Source organism: Citrobacter amalonaticus, assembly GCF_002918555.1.
GTDB lineage: Bacteria > Pseudomonadota > Gammaproteobacteria > Enterobacterales > Enterobacteriaceae > Citrobacter_C > Citrobacter_C amalonaticus_A.
Genome location: NZ_PQMB01000002.1, coordinates 306,468 through 328,807 on the forward strand (window position 1 = coordinate 306,468; position 22,340 = coordinate 328,807).

The window sequence follows — 22,340 nt, forward strand, 5'->3', positions numbered from 1 at the left end:
CGGACACACCGGGAGTCGCCCTGACTCCCGTTGACTTAAATTGCGACCTCCTGCCGGATCCAGTCGCGAAATATTTCCATTGCTGGCGTGATGGGCTTCGATTTTAACCAGGTCAGCCAATAGCTTCCCACCGTAATCTCAATAGTAAAGGGCTGAACAAGCTGTGACGTTTCCAGTTCGCGTGTAAACATCCTCGCGGGTGCCAGTGCCACGCCGCCGGTATGGATCGCCGTTTCAATCATCAGACGTGATGAATCAAAAATAGAACCGCTCACTCTTTCCGCCTCCAGCCCTGCGGCAGCAAACCAGCTATCCCACTCATCGGCGCGATAAGAACGCAGTAAATGTTCATGAAAGAGATCTGCCGGAGTGGTAAGGCGCTGCGCCGTTTCAGGCGAACACAACACGGTCAGTGGTGCCTCAAACAGCCCCTCATTATGGGTGGATGACCATAAGCCATTGCCGAAACGAATCGCGAAATCCAGCCCTTCGGCCGCCAGATTCACCACGTTGTTGTTGGTCTGTACCCGCAATTCGATAAAGGGATGTTCCTGCTTAAATTTCTCAATACGCGGTAATAACCAGCCGACGGCAAATGTTCCCACCGCCGCTACGGTAAGAACCTCCCGGTATTCCCCGCCTTCAAACTGTCGGAAAATCGTGTCTATCTGGCTGAACGCATTGGTCAGCACGGTGAATAACGCCTGCGCTTCGTCGGTCATCGCCAGTCCACGGGGCAGGCGTTTGAAAAGCACCATATTGAGCCGCTCCTCCAGGAGTCTGACCTGCTGACTCACCGCAGCCTGCGTGACGCAAAGTTCAATCGCGGCCCGTGTGAAACTTAAGTGTCTGGCAGAGGCTTCAAAAGCGCGCAGGGCATTAAGAGGCAAATTTGAACGCATTACTGGTACCCATAAGATTTTCTTTAGGTCAGGGTAAATTCTTCTCGCTTGTCAGACAAGAGTGAAAAGCGGATAGTGCAGCGGGCTGAGAGAAATAACGTATTCTAATCGCTGATATTTTTATTAATCAGCCGCATCGTTAATTCCTCATCAACATTACCCACACGTATATTAATTTATCAATTCAGCTATTACCTGGAAGGCCAGACATGTTTAAAACACCCTTTCGTCAGGCGGTGCTTATTGCCACTGCGGTTGTTCCCTTACTGATGGGCAGCACATCACTGTGGGCCAGGACAGCAACGGATGTCAGCACGATTAAGCAGAAGCTCACCGCATTAGAAAAAAGCTCAGGGGGACGTCTTGGCGTTGCGCTGATCGATACCGCAGACGATTCGCAGCTTCTCTACCGTGGCGATGAGCGATTTGCAATGTGCAGCACCAGCAAAGTCATCACCGCGGCAGCGGTGCTGAAGCAGAGTGAAGACGATAAAAATGTCCTGCACCAGAAGATGTCAATCAAAAAAAGCGATTTGACCAACTGGAACCCGATTACCGAAAAAAATGTTGATGGCGAAATGACGCTGGCGGAACTGAGCGCTGCGGCGCTGCAATACAGTGACAATACGGCCATGAACAAGCTTATCGACCATCTTGGCGGCACGGATAACGTAACGGCATTCGCCCGTTCCATTGGGGATACCACATTTCGCCTGGACCGCACCGAGCCGACGCTAAATACTGCCATTCCGGGCGATGAACGAGACACGTCAACCCCCCTGGCGATGGCGAAAAGTTTGCGCAACCTGACCTTAGGTAATGCGCTGGGCGCCACACAGCGCGCTCAGCTGGTCGAATGGATGAAAGGCAATACCACTGGCGGAAAGAGCATTCGCGCGGGCCTGCCGGCATCATGGGTGGTGGGTGATAAAACCGGCGGTGGCGACTATGGCACCACCAATGATATTGCGGTTATCTGGCCTGAAAATCATGCGCCATTAATTCTGGTGACCTATTTTACTCAGCCTCAGCAGGATGCCAAAGATCGTAAAGACGTACTGGCCGCCGCGGCGAAGATTGTCACCGAAGGGCTTTAACACCAAAAAGAGCAGGCTCATGAATGAGTCTGCTTGATAAACCGGCATTCCTGAATAATTGGTCTACACTAAAAAACGTGAAGCTACTCTCAATGAACAACCAAACAAGGATGCTGTATATGAAAAAAATTGCTTTAGCTACCACACTGCTCCTCTCCGCCTTCTCCTTCGGCGCGGTTGCCGCCGATCAGGTCTCTAAAGACGAGGTCGATCACTTTAAACTGGTTAAAATTGGCTCAGTGAATGTGTCACAGACCCAGGGAGCGATCTCTTCTCCGAGCGACCTGCGTACTGAGTTGTCAAAACTGGCTGATGAGAAAGGCGGTAAGTATTACCACATCGTTGCAGCACGTCAGCATGGACCCAACTTTGAAGCCGTCGCCGACGTGTATAAAGACGCAGACAAGTAAGTCTGACGGAGCCCTGATAAGCCACGCGTTGACGCGTGGTTTTTTATATCCTGCACGGCAGCGGAAATGAAAAAGCCCCGGCATTGGCCTGGGCTTTAAAATTTGGGCCGCCATCGAGGCCTCGAACCCCGTTCCCTACAACACTACAACTCATGTCGTTCGCTCTTCCGGATGAGCTAATGGCGGTTTGACGATCTTTGAGTCATTCATGTGACATTATGTGATCGGAGTCAAATAATACATAAGCAAAATTATCCATGCAACTATTATGACATTTCTAAATGTATCAATTGTCAACTTATGGTGCATCCACAGCGGATTGCCCGAAAACTAATATCCAGAAGGCTCTACCGGATGGCTGTCACCGGGTAAATGCGGGGATTTCACAAAGACGCCTTTCCAGGGCATTTTCCCTTTATTTACCAGAAAATGCGCCTCACCAGGATCGCAGTGCAGAACATCCCCCGCGCCCAGAATGTGCGGCTCACCGTTCAGATACAACGTCACCTCACCCGCCAGGGTATAAAAAATCTCACAGGCTTCGATATGGCGATGATTGGGGAAAGACTGACCGGGCTGGAGCATGACAACCCCCATGTCACACACCGGACCGCGAATAAGATATTTCGGGCCATTGTCACCAAAACGGTACTCGTGCTGCGCTTCATTGGATTTAATCATTGCGGTCTCCTGTTACAAACCTGGCGCTTTCCACAAAGAGGTCGTCAACCCGTGATCGACCAGACCTAACTGCTCCTGATACACCGCCTGCCATTTTTCTCGCGACGCCAGGTAAAGCTCATGTTTCGCCATATCGGGTACATGCTGCCGCTCCCAACGCACCAGCCGCTCGCCGGTTTCCGCCATTGATGACCAGATCCCAGCCCCCACTCCGGCAGCAATTGCACAGCCCAGCGCCGTGGCTTCTTTGACAACCGGAACGTTCACCGTCAGCCCGGAAACATCCGCCAGAATCTGACTCCAGAGTTTGCCCTTCGAACCCCCGCCAGCAAACACCACGGACGTCGGGTGAATCCCGGTAAAATCGGCGATTTGCTGTAAGTTGCAGGCCGACACAATTGCCGCATTCTCTTCCAGCGCGCGGAACAGCGACGCCTTATTGCATTTTTCCGGATCGATAGACAGGTTGATGAAAGAAGGCGCTGCGTGATACCAACTTTTAAAGCGCATCCGGTCAGAGAAAATCGGCATAACACCCCATGCGCCCGCCGGTACCCGACTGGCCATCTCCTCCAGCAGCGTATAAGTATCTACGCCCAGCCGCTCCGCAATCAGTTTCTCTTCTGCACAGAAGGCATCGCGGAACCAGCGCATCGTCAGACCAGTGAAAAAACTGATTGATTCGGTTTGCACCATTCCCGGAATGACGTGTGGATTAATACGAACGTTCATCTCAGGATCAACCATCGGCGCGGGTAAATTGACCACCTGTTGCCAGAATGTCCCCCCCAGCACCGCGGTTTGTGCCGGACGCACAACCCCCAGCCCGAGACAGCCTAACTGGACATCCCCCCCGCCCACCACCACCGGTGTCCCCACCTTCAGCCCACACTGTGCGGCGGCTTGTGCGGTAACGTTTCCCAGCAACGTCCCCGTCTCTTTTACCGGTGAGAGAATATCCGCCCGCAGTCCGGCCATTTCCAGCAAAGACGGCTTCCAGTTACGCGTCTTGAGATCCAGCAGCCCGGTGGTTCCGGCATTGGACGGATCCACCGCCAGCTCGCCGCTGAGCATATAGGCCATCCAGTCGCTGATCATCGTGACCGTAGAGGCGCAATGGTAAATATCCGAACGATGGTGCGCCAGCCACAGCAGGCGTGGAATAGCGCTTAGCGCCAGCGTCTGACCGGTACTGCGATAGACATCGCTTTCAAAGGTGTAATCATGAATTTCTTTAAGCTCGCTGACCTCCCTGGCCGCCCTGGCATCCACGTTCGCGCAGGCCCAGACGGGGGTTCCTTTAGCGTCATAGACCACAATACCTTCGCGCATCGAACAGGCAGATACGGCCGCAATCGCTTCTGGCGCAATCCCGGCGATATGCAAAGCCTGACGGATGCATTCACAGGCCAGTTGCCAGTTTTTTCCCAGATCAAACTCCATCGAACCGGGAACATCCGGTACGGCGAGATGCCGCCATTCCGCTTGTCCTACAGCGATTTGTTTGCCTTCCAGGTCGAAAATAACCGCCCGGACGCTTCCGGTTCCGGCGTCCAGCGCCATCAGATAGTGTGCGGATTCAGAGGGGGTACAGAGTCGGGCCATCGTTTTAGTCCTCGGCTTATTATTTCTGTCAGGTCGTCAATGCTTTCTCCACGGTACAAACGGAAATTCTGTTACAGCCCTGCCGCGCGATGGCGCGGCAGGTACGCATTACTGCCCGCTGACAATGGCGGCGGCAGTATCCTGGTCGGTGACCAGCGCGTTGATATAACCCCCCTTCATCGCCGCGGCGATCGCTTCCGCTTTATTCACGCCTCCGGCCACGCCGATCACCGTTGGGATCGTCTTCAGAGAATTAAGGGTTAACCCAATAAGTTCGTTATGGATCTTCATGTCCGGAATAACCTGCCCTTCGGCATCAAAGAAATAGCCCAGAATGTCCCCCACCGCGCCTTTGCGCCCGATCATCAGTTGCTCACCCTGAGTGATATAGCCGGAACGAATAATGGTGGCCTCATCTTTCTGGTTGATTGCGCCGATGCCGACAATCGCCGCATCGGCGGCCTGGGCAGCCAACAGCACATCCTGCACGCTATTTTCATTTTTTAAGGTGCGGGCGATGTCCGCCGAAGAGGCGCGGAGCGGTGCCGGGATAATGCTGACCGGACAAGCCGCATTCAGTTGTCCAATCCCCGTCATATATGGCCCGACGCCGCCTGACAGCGTCACCAGGCGAATTTGCTGGGCAGAGATAAACCCGCTGAGCCGCTTTAAGGTATTCATGGTGGCTTCACCGAAGCCCGCCGCCAGGATCTGCTGCGGCTGTAATGATTCCATCAGCATGTGCGCCGCCCCGATCCCCAGGCGAACGCAAACGTCCGCCCCCGGAAGCCCCGGAATAACCCGTACATTATTCAGACCATAGCGGCTGCGTAATTCGGTTTCATATTCAAGACAACCTTCAAAGCGAGAATTAATCTGCACACGAATAATCCCGGACTGATGCCCTTTCTCCAGCAGTCGCGAAACCTTCAGACGCGTCAGCCCCAGTCTGTCACTGATGTCGCTCTGCGTCATACCGTCGTGGTAATAGAACCACGCAATGCGCGCCACCAGCTCTTCTTCACTCATTCCTTGTTCGGAAATCATCGGGTCGTTAATTGTCATCATCCTGTCTTCACTTTGAACATATCGAAATTCTAAACACAATTGTTCATTCATTATTCGTTAATAACTGTGAGAGAACCCACATTTCAGGCGTTTATAAATGAACAAACGTAAACATCCAGATCATTTTCGCATAAAACGTGATCCATTCGTCGGTTTTATGAGCAGTTAGGTCATAAGGTTATGAACAATTCGAATACCAAAATACATTTGTTCAACCCGAACCTACACAGGGTGAACGGAGGTGACATGCAAATGAGCCACGAAACGATCTCACCACTGCTCAGCGCCCGATCTGTTCACAAACAGTACTCAGGTGTCAATGTACTCAGAGGTATTGACTTTGTTTTGCACAAAGGCGAAGTCCATGCGCTGCTGGGCGGGAATGGCGCAGGGAAATCCACGTTGATGAAAATCATCGCCGGTATTACCCCCGCCGACAGCGGCATTATCGAGATTGAGGGAACTCGTTGTACCAGACTCACGCCTGTGCTGGCGCATCAATTAGGGATATACCTTGTGCCACAGGAACCACTGCTCTTCCCCAGCCTGACGGTAAAAGAGAACATCCTCTTTGGCTTGCCCAGACACCAGAATTCGGCGCAAAAAATGGCCACGATGCTGATGGCGCTGGGCTGTCAGTTCGATATCAACAGTCCCGCGGGTTCACTGGACGTCGCCGACCGGCAGATGGTCGAAATTATGCGCGGGCTGATGCGCGATTCGCGAATTTTGATTCTTGATGAACCCACCGCATCGCTGACGCCGGCGGAAACAGAACGCCTGTTCAGTCGCCTGCGCGAGCTGCTGAGCACCGGCGTGGGGATCGTCTTTATCTCCCACAAGCTGCCAGAAATACGCCAGATTGCTGACCGCATCAGCGTAATGCGTGACGGGACCATTGCGTTATCGGGAAAAACGGCAGATCTGACCACCGATGATATTATCCAGGCCATCACACCGGCTTCGCGGACAAACGCCCTGAGCGCGACACAAAAACTGTGGCTGGAGCTGCCCGGTAATCGTCCTCAGTACGAGGCGGGCACCCCCGTGCTGACCCTGGAAAATGTGACGGGTGAAGGGTTTATGAACGTCAGTTTTGAGGTGCGCGCCGGGGAAATTTTAGGCCTGGCCGGACTGGTCGGCGCAGGACGAACCGAACTGGCGGAAACACTCTACGGCCTGCGCCCTTTACGCGCCGGACGCATCGTGCTCAACGACCAGGATATCTCCACGTTTTCCACGCGTGAACGCCTGCAACACGGGCTGGTTTACCTGCCGGAGGACAGACAGTCTTCCGGGCTGAATCTGGATGCCTCGCTGGCGTGGAACGTCTGCGCATTAACCCATAACCACAGCGGCTTCTGGGCAAAACCCGCCAGAGATTGCGCCACGCTTGAGCGCTACCGCCGGGCGCTCAATATAAAGCTCAACGATCCCGAACAGCCTGCCCGCACGCTCTCCGGAGGCAATCAGCAAAAGATCCTGATCGCCAAATGTCTTGAAGCCTCACCGCAGGTTCTGATCGTGGATGAACCTACGCGTGGCGTGGACGTCTCTGCCCGTAACGACATCTATCAGCTTATCCGCAGCATCGCCGCCCAGAACGTCGCGGTACTGTTTATCTCTTCCGATCTGGAAGAGATCGAACAGATGGCCGATCGCGTTTACGTCATGCACCAGGGTGAAACGGGCAGCGACGCCCTGCAGGGCGACGATATCAATGTCGACACCATCATGCACGTTGCCTTCGGCGACAGCGTATCAGGAACCAGGCCACATTCCGGGGAGATGTCATGCTGAAATTTATCCAGAATAACCGCGAGGCAACCGCCCTGATGGCCGTCCTGCTGTTATTTTTCCTGCCAGGTATACTTGACAGCCGATACCTCAGTATCCAGACGCTGACGATGGTTTTCAGCAGTGCTCAGATCCTCATGCTGCTGGCAATGGGGGCAACGCTGGTCATGCTGACGCGTAACATTGACGTTTCGGTTGGCTCCATCACCGGAATGTGTGCCGTTCTGTTGGGACTGTTGTTGAACGCGGGATATCCACTGCCTGTGGCCTGCGTGGCGACGCTGGCGCTGGGGCTGCTCGCCGGATTTATCAATGGCGTGCTGGTCGCCTGGCTGAAAATTCCGGCGATTGTCGCCACGCTGGGAACGCTTGGCCTGTATCGCGGCGTCATGCTGCTCTGGACCGGTGGCAAATGGATTGAAGGATTACCCGCAGAACTTAAGCAGCTGTCCGCCCCCATTTTGCTGGGAATATCCGCCATCGGCTGGCTGACGTTGTTCCTGATGCTACTCATGGCCTGGCTGCTGGCAAAAACCGCCTTTGGCCGCAGCTTTTACGCCACCGGCGATAATTTACAGGGCGCGCGGCAGCTGGGGATTCGCACTGAAGCCATCAGAATTTTGGCGTTTTCGCTCAATGGCTGTATGGCGGCGCTGGCCGGTATCGTCTTTGCCTCACAGATTGGCTTTATCCCGAATCAGACAGGGACCGGCCTGGAGATGAAAGCCATCGCCGCCTGCGTACTGGGTGGGATCAGCCTGCTGGGCGGCTCCGGTACGATTATTGGTGCCGTACTTGGCGCCTGGTTCCTCACCCAAATTGACAGCGTACTCGTACTGCTGCGCATTCCGGCCTGGTGGAATGACTTTATTGCGGGTCTGGTATTGCTGGCGGTACTGGTGTTCGACGGTCGTCTGCGCTGTGCGCTGGAGCGCAACATTCGCCGCCAAAAATATGCCCGCTTCACGGTGCCATCCCCGCCGCACGCATCTGCGGAATCATCTGCAAAATCGGTACGCACCGCCAAAAAACGTGAGGTTGCCTGATGACTCATTTACATCGTTACGGCTGGGAGCTGGCGCTTGCCGCGCTGCTGATCGTTGAAATTCTGGGATTCGGCGCGCTGAATCCGCGCCTGCTGGATCTCAACGTGCTGCTGTTCAGCACCAGCGACTTTATCTGTATTGGCATTGTCGCCCTGCCTTTAACCATGGTGATCGTCAGCGGCGGGATCGACATCTCATTTGGCTCCACAATGGGTCTGTGCGCCATCGCCCTGGGCGTGATGTTCCAGGGCGGTATACCGCTGCCGCTGGCGATTATCCTGACGCTCGCGCTGGGTGCCCTGTGCGGGTTAATCAACGCCGGTTTGATTATCTACACGGGGGTGAACCCTCTGGTTATCACCCTGGGCACACTGTATCTGTTCGGCGGCAGCGCGCTGCTGCTCTCAGGGATGGCGGGCGCCACCGGGTATGAAGGGATCGGCGGCTTCCCACAGGGTTTTACCGATTTTGCCAATCTTGATGTGCTGGGTCTGCCCATCCCGCTGATCTTCTTTCTCGTCTGCGTGTTCTTTTTCTGGCTGGTGATGCACAGAACCCACGCCGGACGAAATGTTTTCCTGATTGGGCAGAGCGCCCGTGTGGCGCTGTACAGCGCGATTCCGGTGAAGCGGACGCTCTGCGCGCTGTACGCCATGACAGGCTTTGCCTCGGCTATCGCGGCGGTCCTGCTGGTGTCTTACTTTGGCTCTGCGCGTTCCGATCTTGGCGCCACCTTCCTGATGCCGGCGATTACCGCCGTGGTGCTGGGGGGAGCCAATATTTACGGTGGCTCCGGGTCGATTCTCGGTACCGCTATCGCCGCGCTGCTGGTGGGCTATCTGCAACAGGGGTTGCAAATGGCTGGCGTGCCGAATCAGGTGTCCAGCGCCCTTTCCGGCGCACTGCTTATTGTCGTTGTCGTAGGTCGTTCCGTCAGCCTGCATCGTCAGCAAATCAAAGACTGGCTGGCGCGTCGTCGCGCTATCCGGCAGGCCGAAAATCCATTGCCCTAAAGGAAAAGTACATGACTATTCAGAGCATTAAAAAAATTGCCGTAATCAGTACCCTTAGCCTGGCGGCGTTCACCCTTAACGCCTGGGCCGCAGAGCGGATCGCGTTTATCCCGAAACTGGTTGGCGTAGGATTCTTTACCAGCGGCGGTAACGGCGCCCTGGAAGCCGGTAAAGAGCTGGGCGTCGATGTCACTTACGACGGTCCGACGGAGCCCAGCGTTTCCGGTCAGGTTCAGCTCATCAATAACTTCGTCAACCAGGGATATAACGCCATTGTGGTGTCCGCCGTCTCGCCTGACGGCTTGTGTCCGGCATTAAAACGCGCGATGCAGCGCGGTGTAAAAGTGCTGACCTGGGATTCCGACACCAAACCGGAATGCCGTTCGTACTACATCAACCAGGGTACGCCTGCCCAGTTAGGCGGCATGCTGGTTGATATGGCCTTCAGTCAGGTTAAAAAAGAGAAAGCCAAAGTAGCCTTCTTCTATTCCAGCCCGACCGTGACCGATCAAAACCAGTGGGTGAAAGAGGCCAAAGACAAAATCGCCAAAGAGCATCCCGGCTGGGAGGTCGTCACCACTCAGTTTGGCTATAACGATGCCACCAAATCACTCCAGACCGCAGAAGGCATCATTAAAGCTTACGCCGATCTTGACGCCATCATCGCTCCGGATGCCAACGCCCTGCCCGCCGCCGCCCAGGCTGCTGAAAACCTGAAAAACGATAAGGTTGCGATTGTCGGTTTCAGTACGCCAAACGTGATGCGCCCGTATGTTGAACGCGGCACGGTGAAAGAGTTTGGCCTTTGGGATGTTGTCCAGCAGGGCAAGATCTCCGTGTACGTCGCTGACGCTTTGCTGAAAAAAGGCGACATGAATACCGGTGACAAGCTGGATATTCCTGGGGTCGGTCAGGTGGAAGTGTCGCCAAACAGCGTACAGGGCTACGACTACGAGGCGAAAGGTAACGGCATTGTTCTTCTGCCTGAACGCGTGGTGTTCAACAAAGAGAATATCGGCAAATACGATTTCTGAGTTTCATTCCCTAACCGTGGAGTAGATCATGGCTGATTTAGATGACATTAAAGATGGCAAAGATTTCCATGCCGATACGCCGCAGCGCAACACCCCGTTTACGCTTAAGGGTTGCGGCGCGCTCGACTGGGGCATGCAGTCCCGGCTGTCACGCATTTTTAATCCCGATACCGGAAAAACGGTCATGCTTGCGTTCGACCATGGCTATTTTCAGGGACCGACCACCGGGCTGGAGCGTATTGATATCAATATCGCCCCCCTGTTCCCGCTCGCCGATGTGCTGATGTGTACCCGCGGGATCCTGCGCAGCGTGGTCCCCCCAGCCACAAATAAGCCCGTGGTCTTACGCGCCTCCGGGGGGAATTCCATCCTGACCGAACTGAGCAATGAAGCCGTCGCGTTATCCATCGATGATGCCGTGCGTCTCAATAGCTGCGCGGTGGCGGCGCAGGTGTATATCGGGAGTGAGTACGAGCATCAGTCCATTAAAAACATCATTCAACTCGTCGACGCCGGGATCAAGGCAGGAATGCCGACAATGGCAGTGACCGGCGTGGGGAAAGAGATGGCACGCGATCAGCGCTACTTTTCGCTCGCCACCCGTATCGCCGCAGAAATGGGCGCGCAGATCATCAAGACTTATTACGTCGATAAAGGTTTTGAGCGCATCGCTGCGGGCTGCCCCGTGCCGATTGTCATCGCCGGCGGCAAAAAGCTCCCGGAACGTGAGGCGCTGGAGATGTGCTGGCAGGCCATCGACCAGGGCGCTTCCGGCGTGGATATGGGACGCAATATCTTCCAGTCCGAACACCCGGTCGCCATGATGAAAGCTGTCCACGCGGTCGTGCATCGTAATGAAACCGCCGAGCGCGCGTATGAGCTGTATCTGAGCGAGAAAAATTGATAAATCATGGACCTGCCCGGCGGGTCCATGTGCTGCAAGGAGAAAATTATGCATGTCACTCTGGTTGAAATTAACGTCCACGAAGACAAAATTGCTGAATTTATCGACGTTTTTCGTCTGAATCACCTGGGTTCGGTTCGCGAAGAAGGCAATCTCCGCTTCGACGTGTTGCAGGATCCGGACGTGGAGAGTCGTTTTTATATTTATGAAGCTTATAAAGACGAGGATGCCGTCGCATTTCATAAAACAACGCCTCACTACCTGGCCTGTGTAGCGAAACTGGAATCGCTGATGACCTGTCCCCGGAAAAAGCGCGTATTCAATGGATTGATGCCATAAGGAGCGTGGAAATGCACCGCTTTTTTCCGGTTTGCATCGCGCAGAATACGTATCGCTGATGAGACGTTATCCGTTAAGCATCGGTATTCTTGCTTTCAGGGAAAATGCACTGACAAAAAATGTAACACACTGGTTAAATACGATAAATTCTGGGCAGGCACATTGAGAAGCACTGCTTAATAGTCTCTCTGACTGCACTATTTTTACGTAAATAATTCACTGCTAATGAATTCAACGGACGCTAAACAAACTTAAATTACAGGTGGTCATTCACAGCCAGCCCCTTATCCTGAACAGGCTAACCAATGAACGGTATTGTGGAAAAAACCGTCAACAACATCTGGAATAACTTTGGCCACCCCGTGGCCACTTTTTCCAGTGCCTCGTCCGAAAAATCCGCGCTGGCCCATCAGACTCTTAAAGTGAGAAACAGCAAGTTTTTCCCGGCACATTGAACGCAACAATCTGGCACTGAAAACCAGGGGCAAACATCAGTCCCGTACAGCCCTCTGCTTCTTACGCTTTATAGCGCTTTATTGAAAAAATATACGCCCGGCTAATTTACCCACAAAAATTACAGGGTATTTTTTGCCTGAATATATTCCATGCAATCATTTCTGCAAGAATTAATTCTCCTGATAAGTCTTATACAGACTTATTAGGATCTCTGGATTAACGGCAAGTGAAATCTGGTGCAGATAAAACATTATCCTGTATTTCCTTTCATTCGAAAGACAATTATCCAAACCTAAAAAAAACACTAAACAAACCACATGGCTTAATTGACTCATCAGTCGAAATAACAACATAATCATTCGATAATTAACACTAACTGAATGGAGTCACCTTTATGCGATTAAAAATTCTGGGAATAGTTTTAACTGCCCCCGTTGCGTTCAACTCTTTTGCTTCTACCGAGGGCATTCTCTTTACTCCTGAAAATATAAGTATGGATATTAGCCTTGGTGCTCTAAGCGGGAAAACAAACGAACGTGTTTATGAGCCAACAGAAGGTGGACGGAAAATCAGTCAACTCGACTGGAAATTCAATAACGCTGCAATTATTAAAGGTGCAATCAATTGGGATCTGATGCCATGGTTATCCATTGGAGCTTCAGGCTGGAGCACCCTCGATAGCCGTGGTTCTAATATGGTAGATAAAGACTGGATGGATGCCAGCAATGCCGGAACATGGACGGATGAGAGCAAGCATCCGGATACTCATCTCAACTATGCTAATGAATTCGATTTAAATATCAAAGGGTGGATTTTCAATGAGCCAGACTATCGACTTGGTCTTATGGCTGGCTACCAGGAAAACCGTTATAGCTTTAATGCCACAGGCGGTACATACATTTATAGCGAAAATGGCGGTTTCCGTAATGAAACAGGTTCATTTCCTGATGGAGAAAGAGGCATAGGCTACAAACAGCGTTTTAAAATGCCTTATATCGGTCTTGTCGGCAGCTATCGTTATGATAGCTTCGAATTTGGCAGTGCATTTAAATACAGTGGTTGGGTACAGGCATCTGACAACGATGAACACTACGCTCGTGGAATTACATTCCGCGACAAAGTTAAAAACCAGAATTATTACTCTGTCACAGCAAATGCTGGTTATTACGTGACTCCACATGCAAAAGTATATGTTGAAGGAGCATGGAGCCGCGTCACCAATAAGAAAGGTGATACCACGTTTTATGACAGAAACGACGGTACCTCCGGCTATAGTAAAAACTCCGCAGGAATTGAAAATTACAACTTTATGACCACGGCAGGTCTTAAATATACTTTCTGAACAATCTCGTCGGGTCAGCAGGCCCGACAGACCGCTTCCTGATTAATGTAGAATGACTTGTGTAGTCGTATTCTCACTAAAGTCGTTCAATAAACTCTTTCTCAGATGGCTTCGCTGTAGCCAGGCGCCTGCATGCAGCGTGTCTGCTGTTTTCGGGAATGTTTAATCCAGTACTGACGGTAAGGTTATTTTAATAAATGTTAGCTTGCTGACATAAAACAACGGGCGTGTTATACGCCCGTTGTTTTAGCACATACAGTAATTACATATTCGCGATAATCGCGTCGCCAAACTCTGAACATTTCAGCAGTTTAGCGTCTTCCATCAGACGTTCGAAGTCATAGGTGACGGTCTTCGCGGCAATCGCCCCTTCCATCCCTTTAACAATCAGATCCGCTGCTTCAAACCACTGCATGTGACGCAGCATCATCTCAGCAGACAGAATGATAGAACCTGGGTTCACTTTATCCTGACCCGCGTACTTCGGTGCGGTACCGTGGGTCGCTTCAAACAGCGCGCATTCATCACCGATGTTTGCTCCCGGTGCGATACCAATTCCCCCCACCTGCGCCGCCAGCGCATCGGAGATATAGTCGCCGTTCAGGTTCATACAGGCGATAACGTCATATTCTGCCGGACGCAGCAGGATTTGCTGCAGGAACGCATCCGCAATAACATCCTTAACCACGATCTCTTTGCCCGTGTTCGGATTCTTGATTTTCACCCATGGGCCGCCGTCAATCAGCTCGCCGCCGAACTCTTCTCGCGCTAACTGGTAACCCCAGTCTTTGAAGGCACCTTCGGTGAACTTCATGATGTTGCCTTTGTGAACCAGGGTCACAGAATCGCGGTCGTTGACGATCGCATATTCGATTGCCGCACGCACCAGACGTTTGGTCCCTTCTTCGGAACAGGGTTTGATGCCGATACCGCAATGTTCAGGGAAACGAATTTTCTTCACGCCCATCTCTTCACGCAGGAATTTGATCACTTTCTCTGCGTCGGCAGAGTCAGCCTTCCATTCAATTCCCGCATAGATGTCTTCAGAGTTTTCGCGGAAGATAACCATGTCGGTCAGTTCCGGATGCTTAACAGGACTTGGAGTACCCTGATAGTAACGAACCGGACGCAGACAAACGTACAGGTCAAGCTCCTGACGCAGGGCAACGTTCAGAGAGCGAATACCGCCCCCAACCGGGGTAGTCAGCGGGCCTTTAATCGCCACACGGTAATCACGAATCAGATCAAGGGTTTCAGCAGGCAGCCAGACATCCTGGCCATAAACCTGAGTAGATTTCTCGCCGGTGTAAATTTCCATCCAGGAAATTTTACGCTCGCCTTTATAGGCTTTCTCAACAGCGGCATCAACCACTTTGAGCATGGCAGGGGTTACATCAACACCGATACCGTCGCCTTCAATGAACGGGATAATCGGATTTTCAGGAACGTTGAGTTTGCCGTTTTGCAGGGTGATCTTCTTACCTTCCGCCGGAACAACTACTTTGCTTTCCATTCACCTCTCCTTCGAGCGCTTCTGGTTTGCTCGTCTGTCATCGCGCTGCATGTGCATTTGCGTCCTGCTGCACGAATGCGTTAGAGCAATTTTTTGTTAATGTTTTGTAATGAGCATGTCAATACTACCCTAATGTTTGCCGCCATGAAAGACACTCGTTATTAGGCTATAATGCGGCAATTGATAAGTTCTGAATATACCATGCAAAAAACTCCTTTTAGAAATCACCGCCTTAAGCGATTCAGCTCACGACAAGCGACTAAGCAGCGGAAAGAAAACCAGCCAAAACGCGTGGTTTTGTTCAATAAACCTTACGATGTTTTGCCGCAGTTTACCGACGAGGCAGGACGCCGAACGTTAAAAGATTTTATTCCCGTGCCGGACGTTTATGCGGCAGGTCGTCTGGACAGAGACAGCGAAGGACTGCTGGTACTGACCAATGACGGGGCGCTACAGGCGCGTTTGACGCAGCCCGGCAAGCGTACGGGTAAAATTTACTATGTACAGGTTGAGGGTGAACCGACAGAAGAGGCGCTGGATGCGCTGCGCAATGGCGTAACGCTCAACGATGGTCCCACACTGCCCGCAGGGATTGACGTTGTCGCGGAGCCTGAATGGCTCTGGCCACGCATTCCGCCTGTTCGTGAGCGGAAAAATATTCCCACCACCTGGCTGAAGGTAACCTTATATGAGGGCCGTAACCGCCAGGTGCGACGCATGACTGCGCACGTTGGTTTTCCGACGCTGCGGTTAATTCGCTATGCCATGGGGGATTACACGCTTGATGGCCTTCATCACGGGCAGTGGCGCGAAATAACGCAGGAGAAAAACGGATGAAGCCACCCGGCGATCTCTGCAAGGGTATTGATAAACTGCTTTAATAAGGATGCCTATGTTCAAACCGCACGTCACGGTCGCCTGCGTCGTTCATGCAGAAGACAAATTTTTAGTGGTTGAGGAAACCATCAACGGCAAAGCGCTGTGGAACCAGCCTGCCGGGCATCTGGAAGCGGATGAAACGTTAGTGCAGGCCGCCACGCGTGAGCTGTGGGAAGAAACCGGCATCCACGCACAGCCTCAGCATTTTATCCGGATGCACCACTGGATCGCCCCGGACAAAACGCCGTTTTTGCGTTTCCTGTTTTCCATTGAACTTGCCGGTATATGCGACACCGAACCTCATGACAGCGATATCGATTGCTGTCACTGGGTGAGTGCCGATGCGATCCTCAATGCGCCTAACCTGCGTTCTCCGCTGGTTGCCGAAAGCATTCGCTGCTGGCAGAGTGGACAACGCTACCCACTCGGGACGATCGGCGAATTTAACTGGCCGTTTACAGAGGGTGTCAAGTAAAGGGCTGCGTGATAGAATACGCCGCCTTGAAGTTCAATGTCGTGAGTATTCCAATGTCTGAAAGCCCAAAAAAAGTGATCGTCGGTATGTCCGGCGGTGTCGATTCCTCCGTTTCTGCCTGGCTGTTGCAACAACAGGGTTATCAGGTAGAAGGCCTGTTCATGAAGAACTGGGAAGAGGACGACGGTGAGGAATATTGTACAGCGGCAGCCGACCTGGCCGACGCTCAGGCCGTCTGCGATAAGCTCGGCATTGAACTGCATACCGTCAACTTTGCTGCTGAATACTGGGATAACGTCTTTGAGCTGTTCCTCGAAGAGTACAAAGCAGGCCGCACGCCGAACCCTGATATTCTGTGCAATAAAGAGATCAAATTTAAGGCGTTCCTCGAATTCGCCGCAGAAGATCTGGGCGCAGATTACATTGCGACCGGTCACTACGTGCGTCGTGCGGATCCAGACGGCAAAAGCCGCCTGCTGCGCGGACTCGACGGCAATAAAGACCAGAGTTACTTCCTCTATACGCTCGGCCATGAGCAAATTTCGCAGAGCCTGTTCCCGGTAGGTGAACTGGAAAAACCGCAGGTCCGTAAAATTGCCGAAGACCTGGGGTTGATCACCGCGAAGAAAAAAGACTCTACTGGCATCTGCTTTATTGGCGAGCGTAAATTCCGCGAGTTCCTCGGTCGCTATCTCCCGGCACAGCCTGGAAAAATCATCACCGTGGACGGCGAAGAAATCGGTCAGCATCAGGGCTTGATGTACCACACCCTCGGCCAGCGTAAAGGTCTGGGTATCGGCGGCACCAAAGAAGGGACCGAAGATCCGTGGTACGTGGTGGACAAAGACGTTGAGAATAATATTCTGATCGTTGCTCAGGGACATGAGCATCCGCGTCTGATGTCCGTCGGGCTGATTGCGCAGCAGCTACACTGGGTCGATCGCGAGCCGTTCACCGGCACCATGCGCTGCACGGTAAAAACCCGCTATCGTCAGACTGACATTCCGTGCACCGTGAAGGCGCTGGATGACGAACGCATTGAAGTGATTTTTGCTGAGCCGGTGGCGGCGGTAACGCCAGGCCAGTCGGCTGTCTTTTACAACGGTGAAGTGTGTCTCGGCGGCGGCATTATTGAACAGCGCCTGCCTCTGCCGAACTGATTATTCAATACACGACATCATTCAGGTTGCATCAAGGCGGCCGCTGAGTGAATCGCCAGGCGCTGATTTGAACGTCGCGGAGCGACGGGGCGTAAGGGTGAATCTTATGGATGAGACGCGTCACTCAGCCCCCCACGCAGAGGCGGCCTGAAAGATAACGTGTATTTTATTTGATACAAGGAAGCAGTGATTGTGGCAAAGAATTATTATGACATCACCCTTGCGCTGGCGGGTATTTGCCAGTCGGCACGCCTGGTGCAACAACTGGCGCACCAGGGGCACTGTGATGCCGATGCGCTCCACGTCTCACTGAACAGCGTTATCGATATGAACCCCAGCTCAACGCTGGGTGTGTTCGGCGGTAGCGAGGCCAATCTGCGTCTCGGTCTGGAAACTCTGCTTGGGGTTCTGAACGCCAGCAGCCGCCAGGGGCTCAACGCAGAACTGACCCGCTACACCCTTAGCATGATGGTGCTGGAGCGTAAGCTGTCGGCCGCAAAAGGCGCGCTGGACACGCTGGGCGACCGTATCAACGGTCTGCAACGCCAGTTGGATCATTTTGATTTACAGTCAGAAACGCTGATGAGCGCAATGGCCGGTATTTATGTCGATGTCATCAGCCCGCTGGGACCGCGCATTCAGGTTACCGGCTCCCCTGCTGTACTTCAGAGTCCGCAGGTGCAGGCAAAGGTCCGCGCCTCTCTGCTTGCCGGTATCCGCGCCGCCGTGCTCTGGCACCAGGTGGGCGGTGGTCGCCTGCAGCTAATGTTTTCTCGTCATCGCCTGACCACTCAGGCAAAACAAATTCTTGCTCATTTAACCCCGGAGTTGTGATCTATGGAATTATCCTCACTGACCGCCGTTTCCCCTGTCGATGGACGCTACGGCGATAAAGTCAGCGCGCTGCGCGGGATTTTCAGCGAATACGGTTTGCTGAAATTCCGTGTACAAGTAGAAGTACGCTGGCTGCAAAAACTGGCCGCGCACGCAGCGATCAAGGAAGTTCCTGCTTTTGCTGCGGACGCAAACGGTTACCTTGATACTGTCGTCGCGAACTTCAGTGAAGAAGATGCAGCACGTATTAAAACTATCGAGCGCACCACTAACCACGACGTCAAAGCCGTGGAGTACTTCCTGAAAGAAAAAGTCGCGGATATCCCGGAACTGCACGCGGTTTCTGAATTTATTCACTTCGCCTGCACTTCTGAAGATATTAACAACCTGTCTCACGCGCTGATGCTGAAAACCGCACGTGACGAAGTGGTTCTGCCATACTGGCGTCAGGTGATCGACGCAGTAAAAGCGCTGTCCGTGGAGTATCGTGATATTCCCCTGCTCTCGCGCACGCACGGTCAGCCGGCAACGCCTTCAACGATGGGTAAAGAGATGGCTAACGTCGCTTACCGTATGGAGCGTCAGTACCGTCAGCTAAACCAGGTGGAAATCCTCGGTAAAATCAACGGTGCCGTCGGCAACTATAACGCCCACATCGCCGCGTACCCGGAAGTGGACTGGCATCAGTTCAGTGAAGAGTTTGTATCCTCTCTGGGAATTCAATGGAACCCGTACACCACGCAGATTGAGCCGCACGACTACATCGCGGAGCTGTTTGATTGTATCGCCCGCTTTAACACCATTCTGATCGACTTCGATCGCGACGTCTGGGGTTATATCGCGCTGAACCACTTTAAACAGAAAACTATCGCTGGTGAAATCGGTTCTTCCACCATGCCGCACAAAGTAAACCCGATTGACTTCGAAAACTCCGAAGGCAACCTGGGCCTGTCTAACGCCGTGCTGCAACACCTGGCAAGCAAGCTGCCGGTTTCACGCTGGCAGCGTGACCTGACGGACTCTACCGTGCTGCGTAACCTGGGCGTGGGTATTGGATATGCGCTGATCGCGTACCAGTCCACGCTTAAAGGCGTGAGCAAGCTGGAACTGAACCGTGACCGTCTGCTGGACGAACTGGACCATAACTGGGAAGTGCTGGCTGAGCCGATTCAGACGGTAATGCGTCGCTACGGCATTGAAAAACCGTACGAGAAGCTGAAAGAGCTGACTCGCGGCAAACGCGTTGACGCTGAAGGCATGAAACAGTTTATCGACGCGCTGCCCCTGCCGGAAGAAGAGAAAACGCGTCTGAAAGCGATGACTCCGGCCAACTATATTGGCCGCGCTATCACCCTGACAGATGAGCTGAAATAATCGCCTCCTGCCCTCTTTCGTTCAGGAAGAGGGCACCTTCCCCTTTGGTTTATTGAATGTTTATCCCCACGGCAACATAATCAGCGTTACAATACTTCTATACTGAATCATTCAAATTGCATTATGACGGCCAGTGAATGAATTCCCTGGCGCGTACAAGTCGTACGTGACCGGGATGAATATACGCCGCCAGCGAAAAGGCAGACTGAAAGATGAAGTGTATATACCGTTAATTTAGGGAGAAAAGCCGATGCGCGTCCTGGTTGTCGAAGATAATGCGTTGTTACGTCACCACCTGAAGGTTCAGTTACAAGATGCAGGACACCAGGTTGATGATGCAGAAGATGCCAAAGAGGCCGACTATTATCTTAACGAACATATACCAGATATCGCGATCGTCGATCTGGGACTCCCGGATGAAGACGGGCTTTCGTTGATTCGCCGCTGGCGGAGCAATGATATCTCCCTGCCCGTGCTTGTTTTAACTGCCCGTGAAGGCTGGCAGGACAAGGTCGAAGTGCTGAGCGCAGGCGCGGATGACTATGTCACTAAACCGTTCCATATTGAGGAAGTGGTGGCGCGTATGCAGGCGCTGATGCGCCGCAACAGCGGTCTGGCCTCGCAGGTCATCTCTATCCCGCCGTTTCAGGTTGATCTCTCCCGCCGCGAGCTGTCGGTGTCTGACGAAGTCATTAAGCTGACGGCGTTTGAATATACCATTATGGAAACGCTGATCCGTAATAACGGCAAAGTGGTCAGCAAAGACTCGCTGATGCTGCAACTCTATCCGGATGCTGAACTGCGCGAAAGTCACACCATTGACGTACTGATGGGCCGCCTGCGGAAAAAAATTCAGGCGCAATATCCTGATGAAGTGATCACCACCGTGCGTGGTCAGGGATATCTTTTCGAACTTCGCTAATGAATAAATTATTGCGTCATTTCTTCCCCCTGTCGCTGCGGCTGCGTTTTCTGCTGGCGACGGCAGGCGTTGTGCTGGTGCTTTCACTGGCCTACGGCATGGTCGCGCTGGTTGGCTATAGCGTCAGTTTTGACAAAACGACGTTTCGCCTGCTGCGCGGTGAGAGCAACCTTTTTTATACGCTGGCGAAGTGGCAGGATGACAAAATCCACGTCGAGCTACCTGAAAATCTCGATATGCAAAGCCCGACCATGTCGCTGATTTACGATGAGAAAGGCAAACTGTTGTGGGCCCAGCGCGACGTCCCCTGGCTGCTGAATCTTATCGAGCCAGACTGGCTGAAAAGGAATGGTTTTCATGAAATTGAAGCGGATGTTGACGCCACCAGCACACTCATTAGCGCGGATCATTCGGTCCAGGAGCAGCTCAAAGAGGTGCGGGAAGATGACGATAACGCCGAAATGACCCACTCGGTGGCGGTGAATGTCTACCCGGCAACCGAACGGATGCCGCAGTTGACGATTGTCGTCGTGGATACGGTTCCGATTGAGCTTAAACGCTCTTATATGGTCTGGAGCTGGTTTGTGTATGTGCTGGCTGCCAACCTGCTGTTAGTGATCCCGCTACTGTGGGTTGCCGCCTGGTGGAGCCTGCGTCCTATTGAAGCCCTGGCTCGGGAAGTTCGCGAGCTTGAAGAGCATCACCGTGAAATGCTCAATCCCGAAACAACCCGGGAACTGACCAGTCTGGTGCGTAACCTGAACCGCATGCTGAAAAGCGAACGCGAACGGTACGACAAATACCGTACCACTCTCACCGACCTCACCCACAGCCTGAAGACGCCGCTTGCCGTTCTGCAAAGTACCCTGCGCTCAATGCGCAGTGAAAAGATGAGCGTCAGCGATGCCGAACCCGTAATGCTGGAGCAGATCAGCCGTATTTCCCAGCAGATTGGTTACTACCTGCATCGTGCCAGTATGCGCGGCAGTAGTATGCTGCTGAGTCGCGAACTGCATCCGGTTGCTCCGCTACTGGATAATCTGACCTCCGCACTGAACAAGGTATACCAGCGGAAAGGGGTTAATATCAGCCTCGATATTTCTCCTGAAATCAGCTTCGTTGGTGAGCAAAACGACTTTGTTGAAGTGATGGGCAACGTGCTGGATAACGCCTGTAAATACTGCCTGGAGTTTGTCGAAATCTCTGCCCTTCAGACCGACGACCATCTGCACATTATCGTGGAGGATGACGGTCCGGGTATTCCGCAGAGCAAGCGTGATATGGTGTTCGATCGTGGCCAACGGATTGACACATTGCGGCCCGGCCAGGGCGTAGGGCTGGCGGTGGCACGCGAGATTACTGAACAGTATGACGGCAAAATTATCGCTAATGACAGCCTGCTCGGCGGCGCGCGTATGGAGGTGATTTTTGGTCATCAACAGCCGGGCGCGAAGGATGAGTAAGCTTACATACGCTGAATAATTCGCGT

22 protein-coding genes are annotated in these 22,340 nt (G+C 52.9%); 17 read left to right on the plus strand and 5 right to left on the minus strand.

What is annotated here, in order from left to right; translation table 11 throughout:
• Window positions 1-35: 35 nt before the first annotated feature.
• Window positions 36-902 (minus strand): LysR family transcriptional regulator, encoded by an 867-nt coding sequence (locus C3432_RS06850; protein WP_103775905.1) that lies wholly within the window; start codon window positions 900-902, stop codon window positions 36-38.
• A 209-nt stretch (window positions 903-1,111) separates the two neighbouring features.
• Here C3432_RS06850 and bla point away from each other — a divergent pair, with 209 nt between their 5' ends.
• Window positions 1,112-1,999: a CdiA/SED family class A beta-lactamase gene (gene bla, locus C3432_RS06855; protein WP_103775906.1), complete on the plus strand. Its 888-nt coding sequence runs from the start codon at window positions 1,112-1,114 to the stop codon at window positions 1,997-1,999.
• 119 nt (window positions 2,000-2,118) lie between these two features.
• Window positions 2,119-2,409, plus strand: a complete 291-nt coding sequence (locus C3432_RS06860) for a YdgH/BhsA/McbA family protein (RefSeq protein WP_103775907.1) — start codon at window positions 2,119-2,121, stop codon at window positions 2,407-2,409.
• Between the two features lie 330 nt (window positions 2,410-2,739).
• On the opposite strand, the gene C3432_RS06865 is transcribed toward C3432_RS06860, so the two are convergent.
• The 3 genes from C3432_RS06865 to lsrR all read right to left on the minus strand — a co-directional run bounded on the left by C3432_RS06865 (window position 2,740) and on the right by lsrR (window position 5,760).
• Window positions 2,740-3,090: a cupin domain-containing protein gene (locus C3432_RS06865; protein ID WP_103775908.1), complete on the minus strand. Its 351-nt coding sequence runs from the start codon at window positions 3,088-3,090 to the stop codon at window positions 2,740-2,742.
• 12 nt (window positions 3,091-3,102) lie between these two features.
• Entirely contained in the window at window positions 3,103-4,695 is a 1,593-nt protein-coding gene (gene lsrK / locus C3432_RS06870) for an autoinducer-2 kinase (RefSeq protein WP_103775909.1), read from the minus strand.
• Window positions 4,696-4,803: 108 nt separating this feature from the next.
• A complete protein-coding gene (gene lsrR / locus C3432_RS06875; protein WP_103775910.1) occupies window positions 4,804-5,760 on the minus strand; it encodes a transcriptional regulator LsrR in 957 nt (318 codons plus the stop codon).
• 249 nt (window positions 5,761-6,009) lie between these two features.
• Between lsrR and lsrA the strand changes: the two genes are divergently transcribed.
• The 8 genes from lsrA to C3432_RS06910 all read left to right on the plus strand — a co-directional run bounded on the left by lsrA (window position 6,010) and on the right by C3432_RS06910 (window position 13,694).
• Entirely contained in the window at window positions 6,010-7,563 is a 1,554-nt protein-coding gene (lsrA, locus tag C3432_RS06880; RefSeq protein ID WP_103775911.1) for an autoinducer 2 ABC transporter ATP-binding protein LsrA, read from the plus strand.
• Window positions 7,557-8,606 carry an autoinducer 2 ABC transporter permease LsrC gene (gene lsrC / locus C3432_RS06885; RefSeq protein ID WP_103775912.1) on the plus strand — a complete coding sequence of 350 codons (1,050 nt, stop codon included), beginning with the start codon at window positions 7,557-7,559 and terminating at the stop codon, window positions 8,604-8,606. The genes lsrA and lsrC overlap by 7 nt, the downstream gene beginning before the upstream one ends.
• Window positions 8,606-9,619, plus strand: a complete 1,014-nt coding sequence (lsrD, locus tag C3432_RS06890; protein WP_103775913.1) for an autoinducer 2 ABC transporter permease LsrD — start codon at window positions 8,606-8,608, stop codon at window positions 9,617-9,619. Before lsrC ends, lsrD begins: the two co-directional genes overlap by 1 nt.
• A gap of 11 nt (window positions 9,620-9,630) precedes the next feature.
• Entirely contained in the window at window positions 9,631-10,653 is a 1,023-nt protein-coding gene (gene lsrB / locus C3432_RS06895; protein ID WP_103775914.1) for an autoinducer 2 ABC transporter substrate-binding protein LsrB, read from the plus strand.
• 28 nt (window positions 10,654-10,681) lie between these two features.
• On the plus strand, window positions 10,682-11,557 hold the full coding sequence (gene lsrF, locus C3432_RS06900; protein ID WP_103775915.1) for a 3-hydroxy-5-phosphonooxypentane-2,4-dione thiolase: 876 nt from the start codon (window positions 10,682-10,684) through the stop codon (window positions 11,555-11,557).
• Between the two features lie 48 nt (window positions 11,558-11,605).
• Complete coding sequence (gene lsrG / locus C3432_RS06905; RefSeq protein WP_103775916.1) at window positions 11,606-11,896, plus strand: (4S)-4-hydroxy-5-phosphonooxypentane-2,3-dione isomerase; 291 nt, start codon at window positions 11,606-11,608, stop codon at window positions 11,894-11,896.
• A gap of 305 nt (window positions 11,897-12,201) precedes the next feature.
• Window positions 12,202-12,351, plus strand: coding sequence for a hypothetical protein (locus tag C3432_RS27630; protein ID WP_181012883.1), 150 nt, complete (start codon window positions 12,202-12,204; stop codon window positions 12,349-12,351).
• Between the two features lie 395 nt (window positions 12,352-12,746).
• Window positions 12,747-13,694: an omptin family outer membrane protease gene (locus C3432_RS06910; protein WP_103775917.1), complete on the plus strand. Its 948-nt coding sequence runs from the start codon at window positions 12,747-12,749 to the stop codon at window positions 13,692-13,694.
• Between the two features lie 262 nt (window positions 13,695-13,956).
• On the opposite strand, the gene icd is transcribed toward C3432_RS06910, so the two are convergent.
• The gene (gene icd / locus C3432_RS06915) at window positions 13,957-15,207 is read right to left on the minus strand and encodes an NADP-dependent isocitrate dehydrogenase (protein ID WP_103775918.1); all 1,251 of its coding nucleotides are present in this window, start codon (window positions 15,205-15,207) and stop codon (window positions 13,957-13,959) included.
• 171 nt (window positions 15,208-15,378) lie between these two features.
• Here icd and rluE point away from each other — a divergent pair, with 171 nt between their 5' ends.
• The 7 genes from rluE to phoQ all read left to right on the plus strand — a co-directional run bounded on the left by rluE (window position 15,379) and on the right by phoQ (window position 22,314).
• Window positions 15,379-16,044 carry a 23S rRNA pseudouridine(2457) synthase RluE gene (rluE, locus tag C3432_RS06920; protein ID WP_103775919.1) on the plus strand — a complete coding sequence of 222 codons (666 nt, stop codon included), beginning with the start codon at window positions 15,379-15,381 and terminating at the stop codon, window positions 16,042-16,044.
• A 55-nt stretch (window positions 16,045-16,099) separates the two neighbouring features.
• Window positions 16,100-16,561, plus strand: a complete 462-nt coding sequence (locus C3432_RS06925) for an NUDIX hydrolase (protein WP_103775920.1) — start codon at window positions 16,100-16,102, stop codon at window positions 16,559-16,561.
• Window positions 16,562-16,614: 53 nt separating this feature from the next.
• Window positions 16,615-17,721 carry a tRNA 2-thiouridine(34) synthase MnmA gene (mnmA, locus tag C3432_RS06930; protein ID WP_103775921.1) on the plus strand — a complete coding sequence of 369 codons (1,107 nt, stop codon included), beginning with the start codon at window positions 16,615-16,617 and terminating at the stop codon, window positions 17,719-17,721.
• 192 nt (window positions 17,722-17,913) lie between these two features.
• The gene (gene hflD / locus C3432_RS06935; protein ID WP_103776929.1) at window positions 17,914-18,555 is read left to right on the plus strand and encodes a high frequency lysogenization protein HflD; all 642 of its coding nucleotides are present in this window, start codon (window positions 17,914-17,916) and stop codon (window positions 18,553-18,555) included.
• A gap of 3 nt (window positions 18,556-18,558) precedes the next feature.
• Entirely contained in the window at window positions 18,559-19,929 is a 1,371-nt protein-coding gene (purB, locus tag C3432_RS06940) for an adenylosuccinate lyase (RefSeq protein WP_103775922.1), read from the plus strand.
• 250 nt (window positions 19,930-20,179) lie between these two features.
• On the plus strand, window positions 20,180-20,851 hold the full coding sequence (phoP, locus tag C3432_RS06945) for a two-component system response regulator PhoP (protein WP_103775923.1): 672 nt from the start codon (window positions 20,180-20,182) through the stop codon (window positions 20,849-20,851).
• On the plus strand, window positions 20,851-22,314 hold the full coding sequence (phoQ, locus tag C3432_RS06950; protein ID WP_103775924.1) for a two-component system sensor histidine kinase PhoQ: 1,464 nt from the start codon (window positions 20,851-20,853) through the stop codon (window positions 22,312-22,314). The genes phoP and phoQ overlap by 1 nt, the downstream gene beginning before the upstream one ends.
• Window positions 22,315-22,340: the final 26 nt, after the last annotated feature.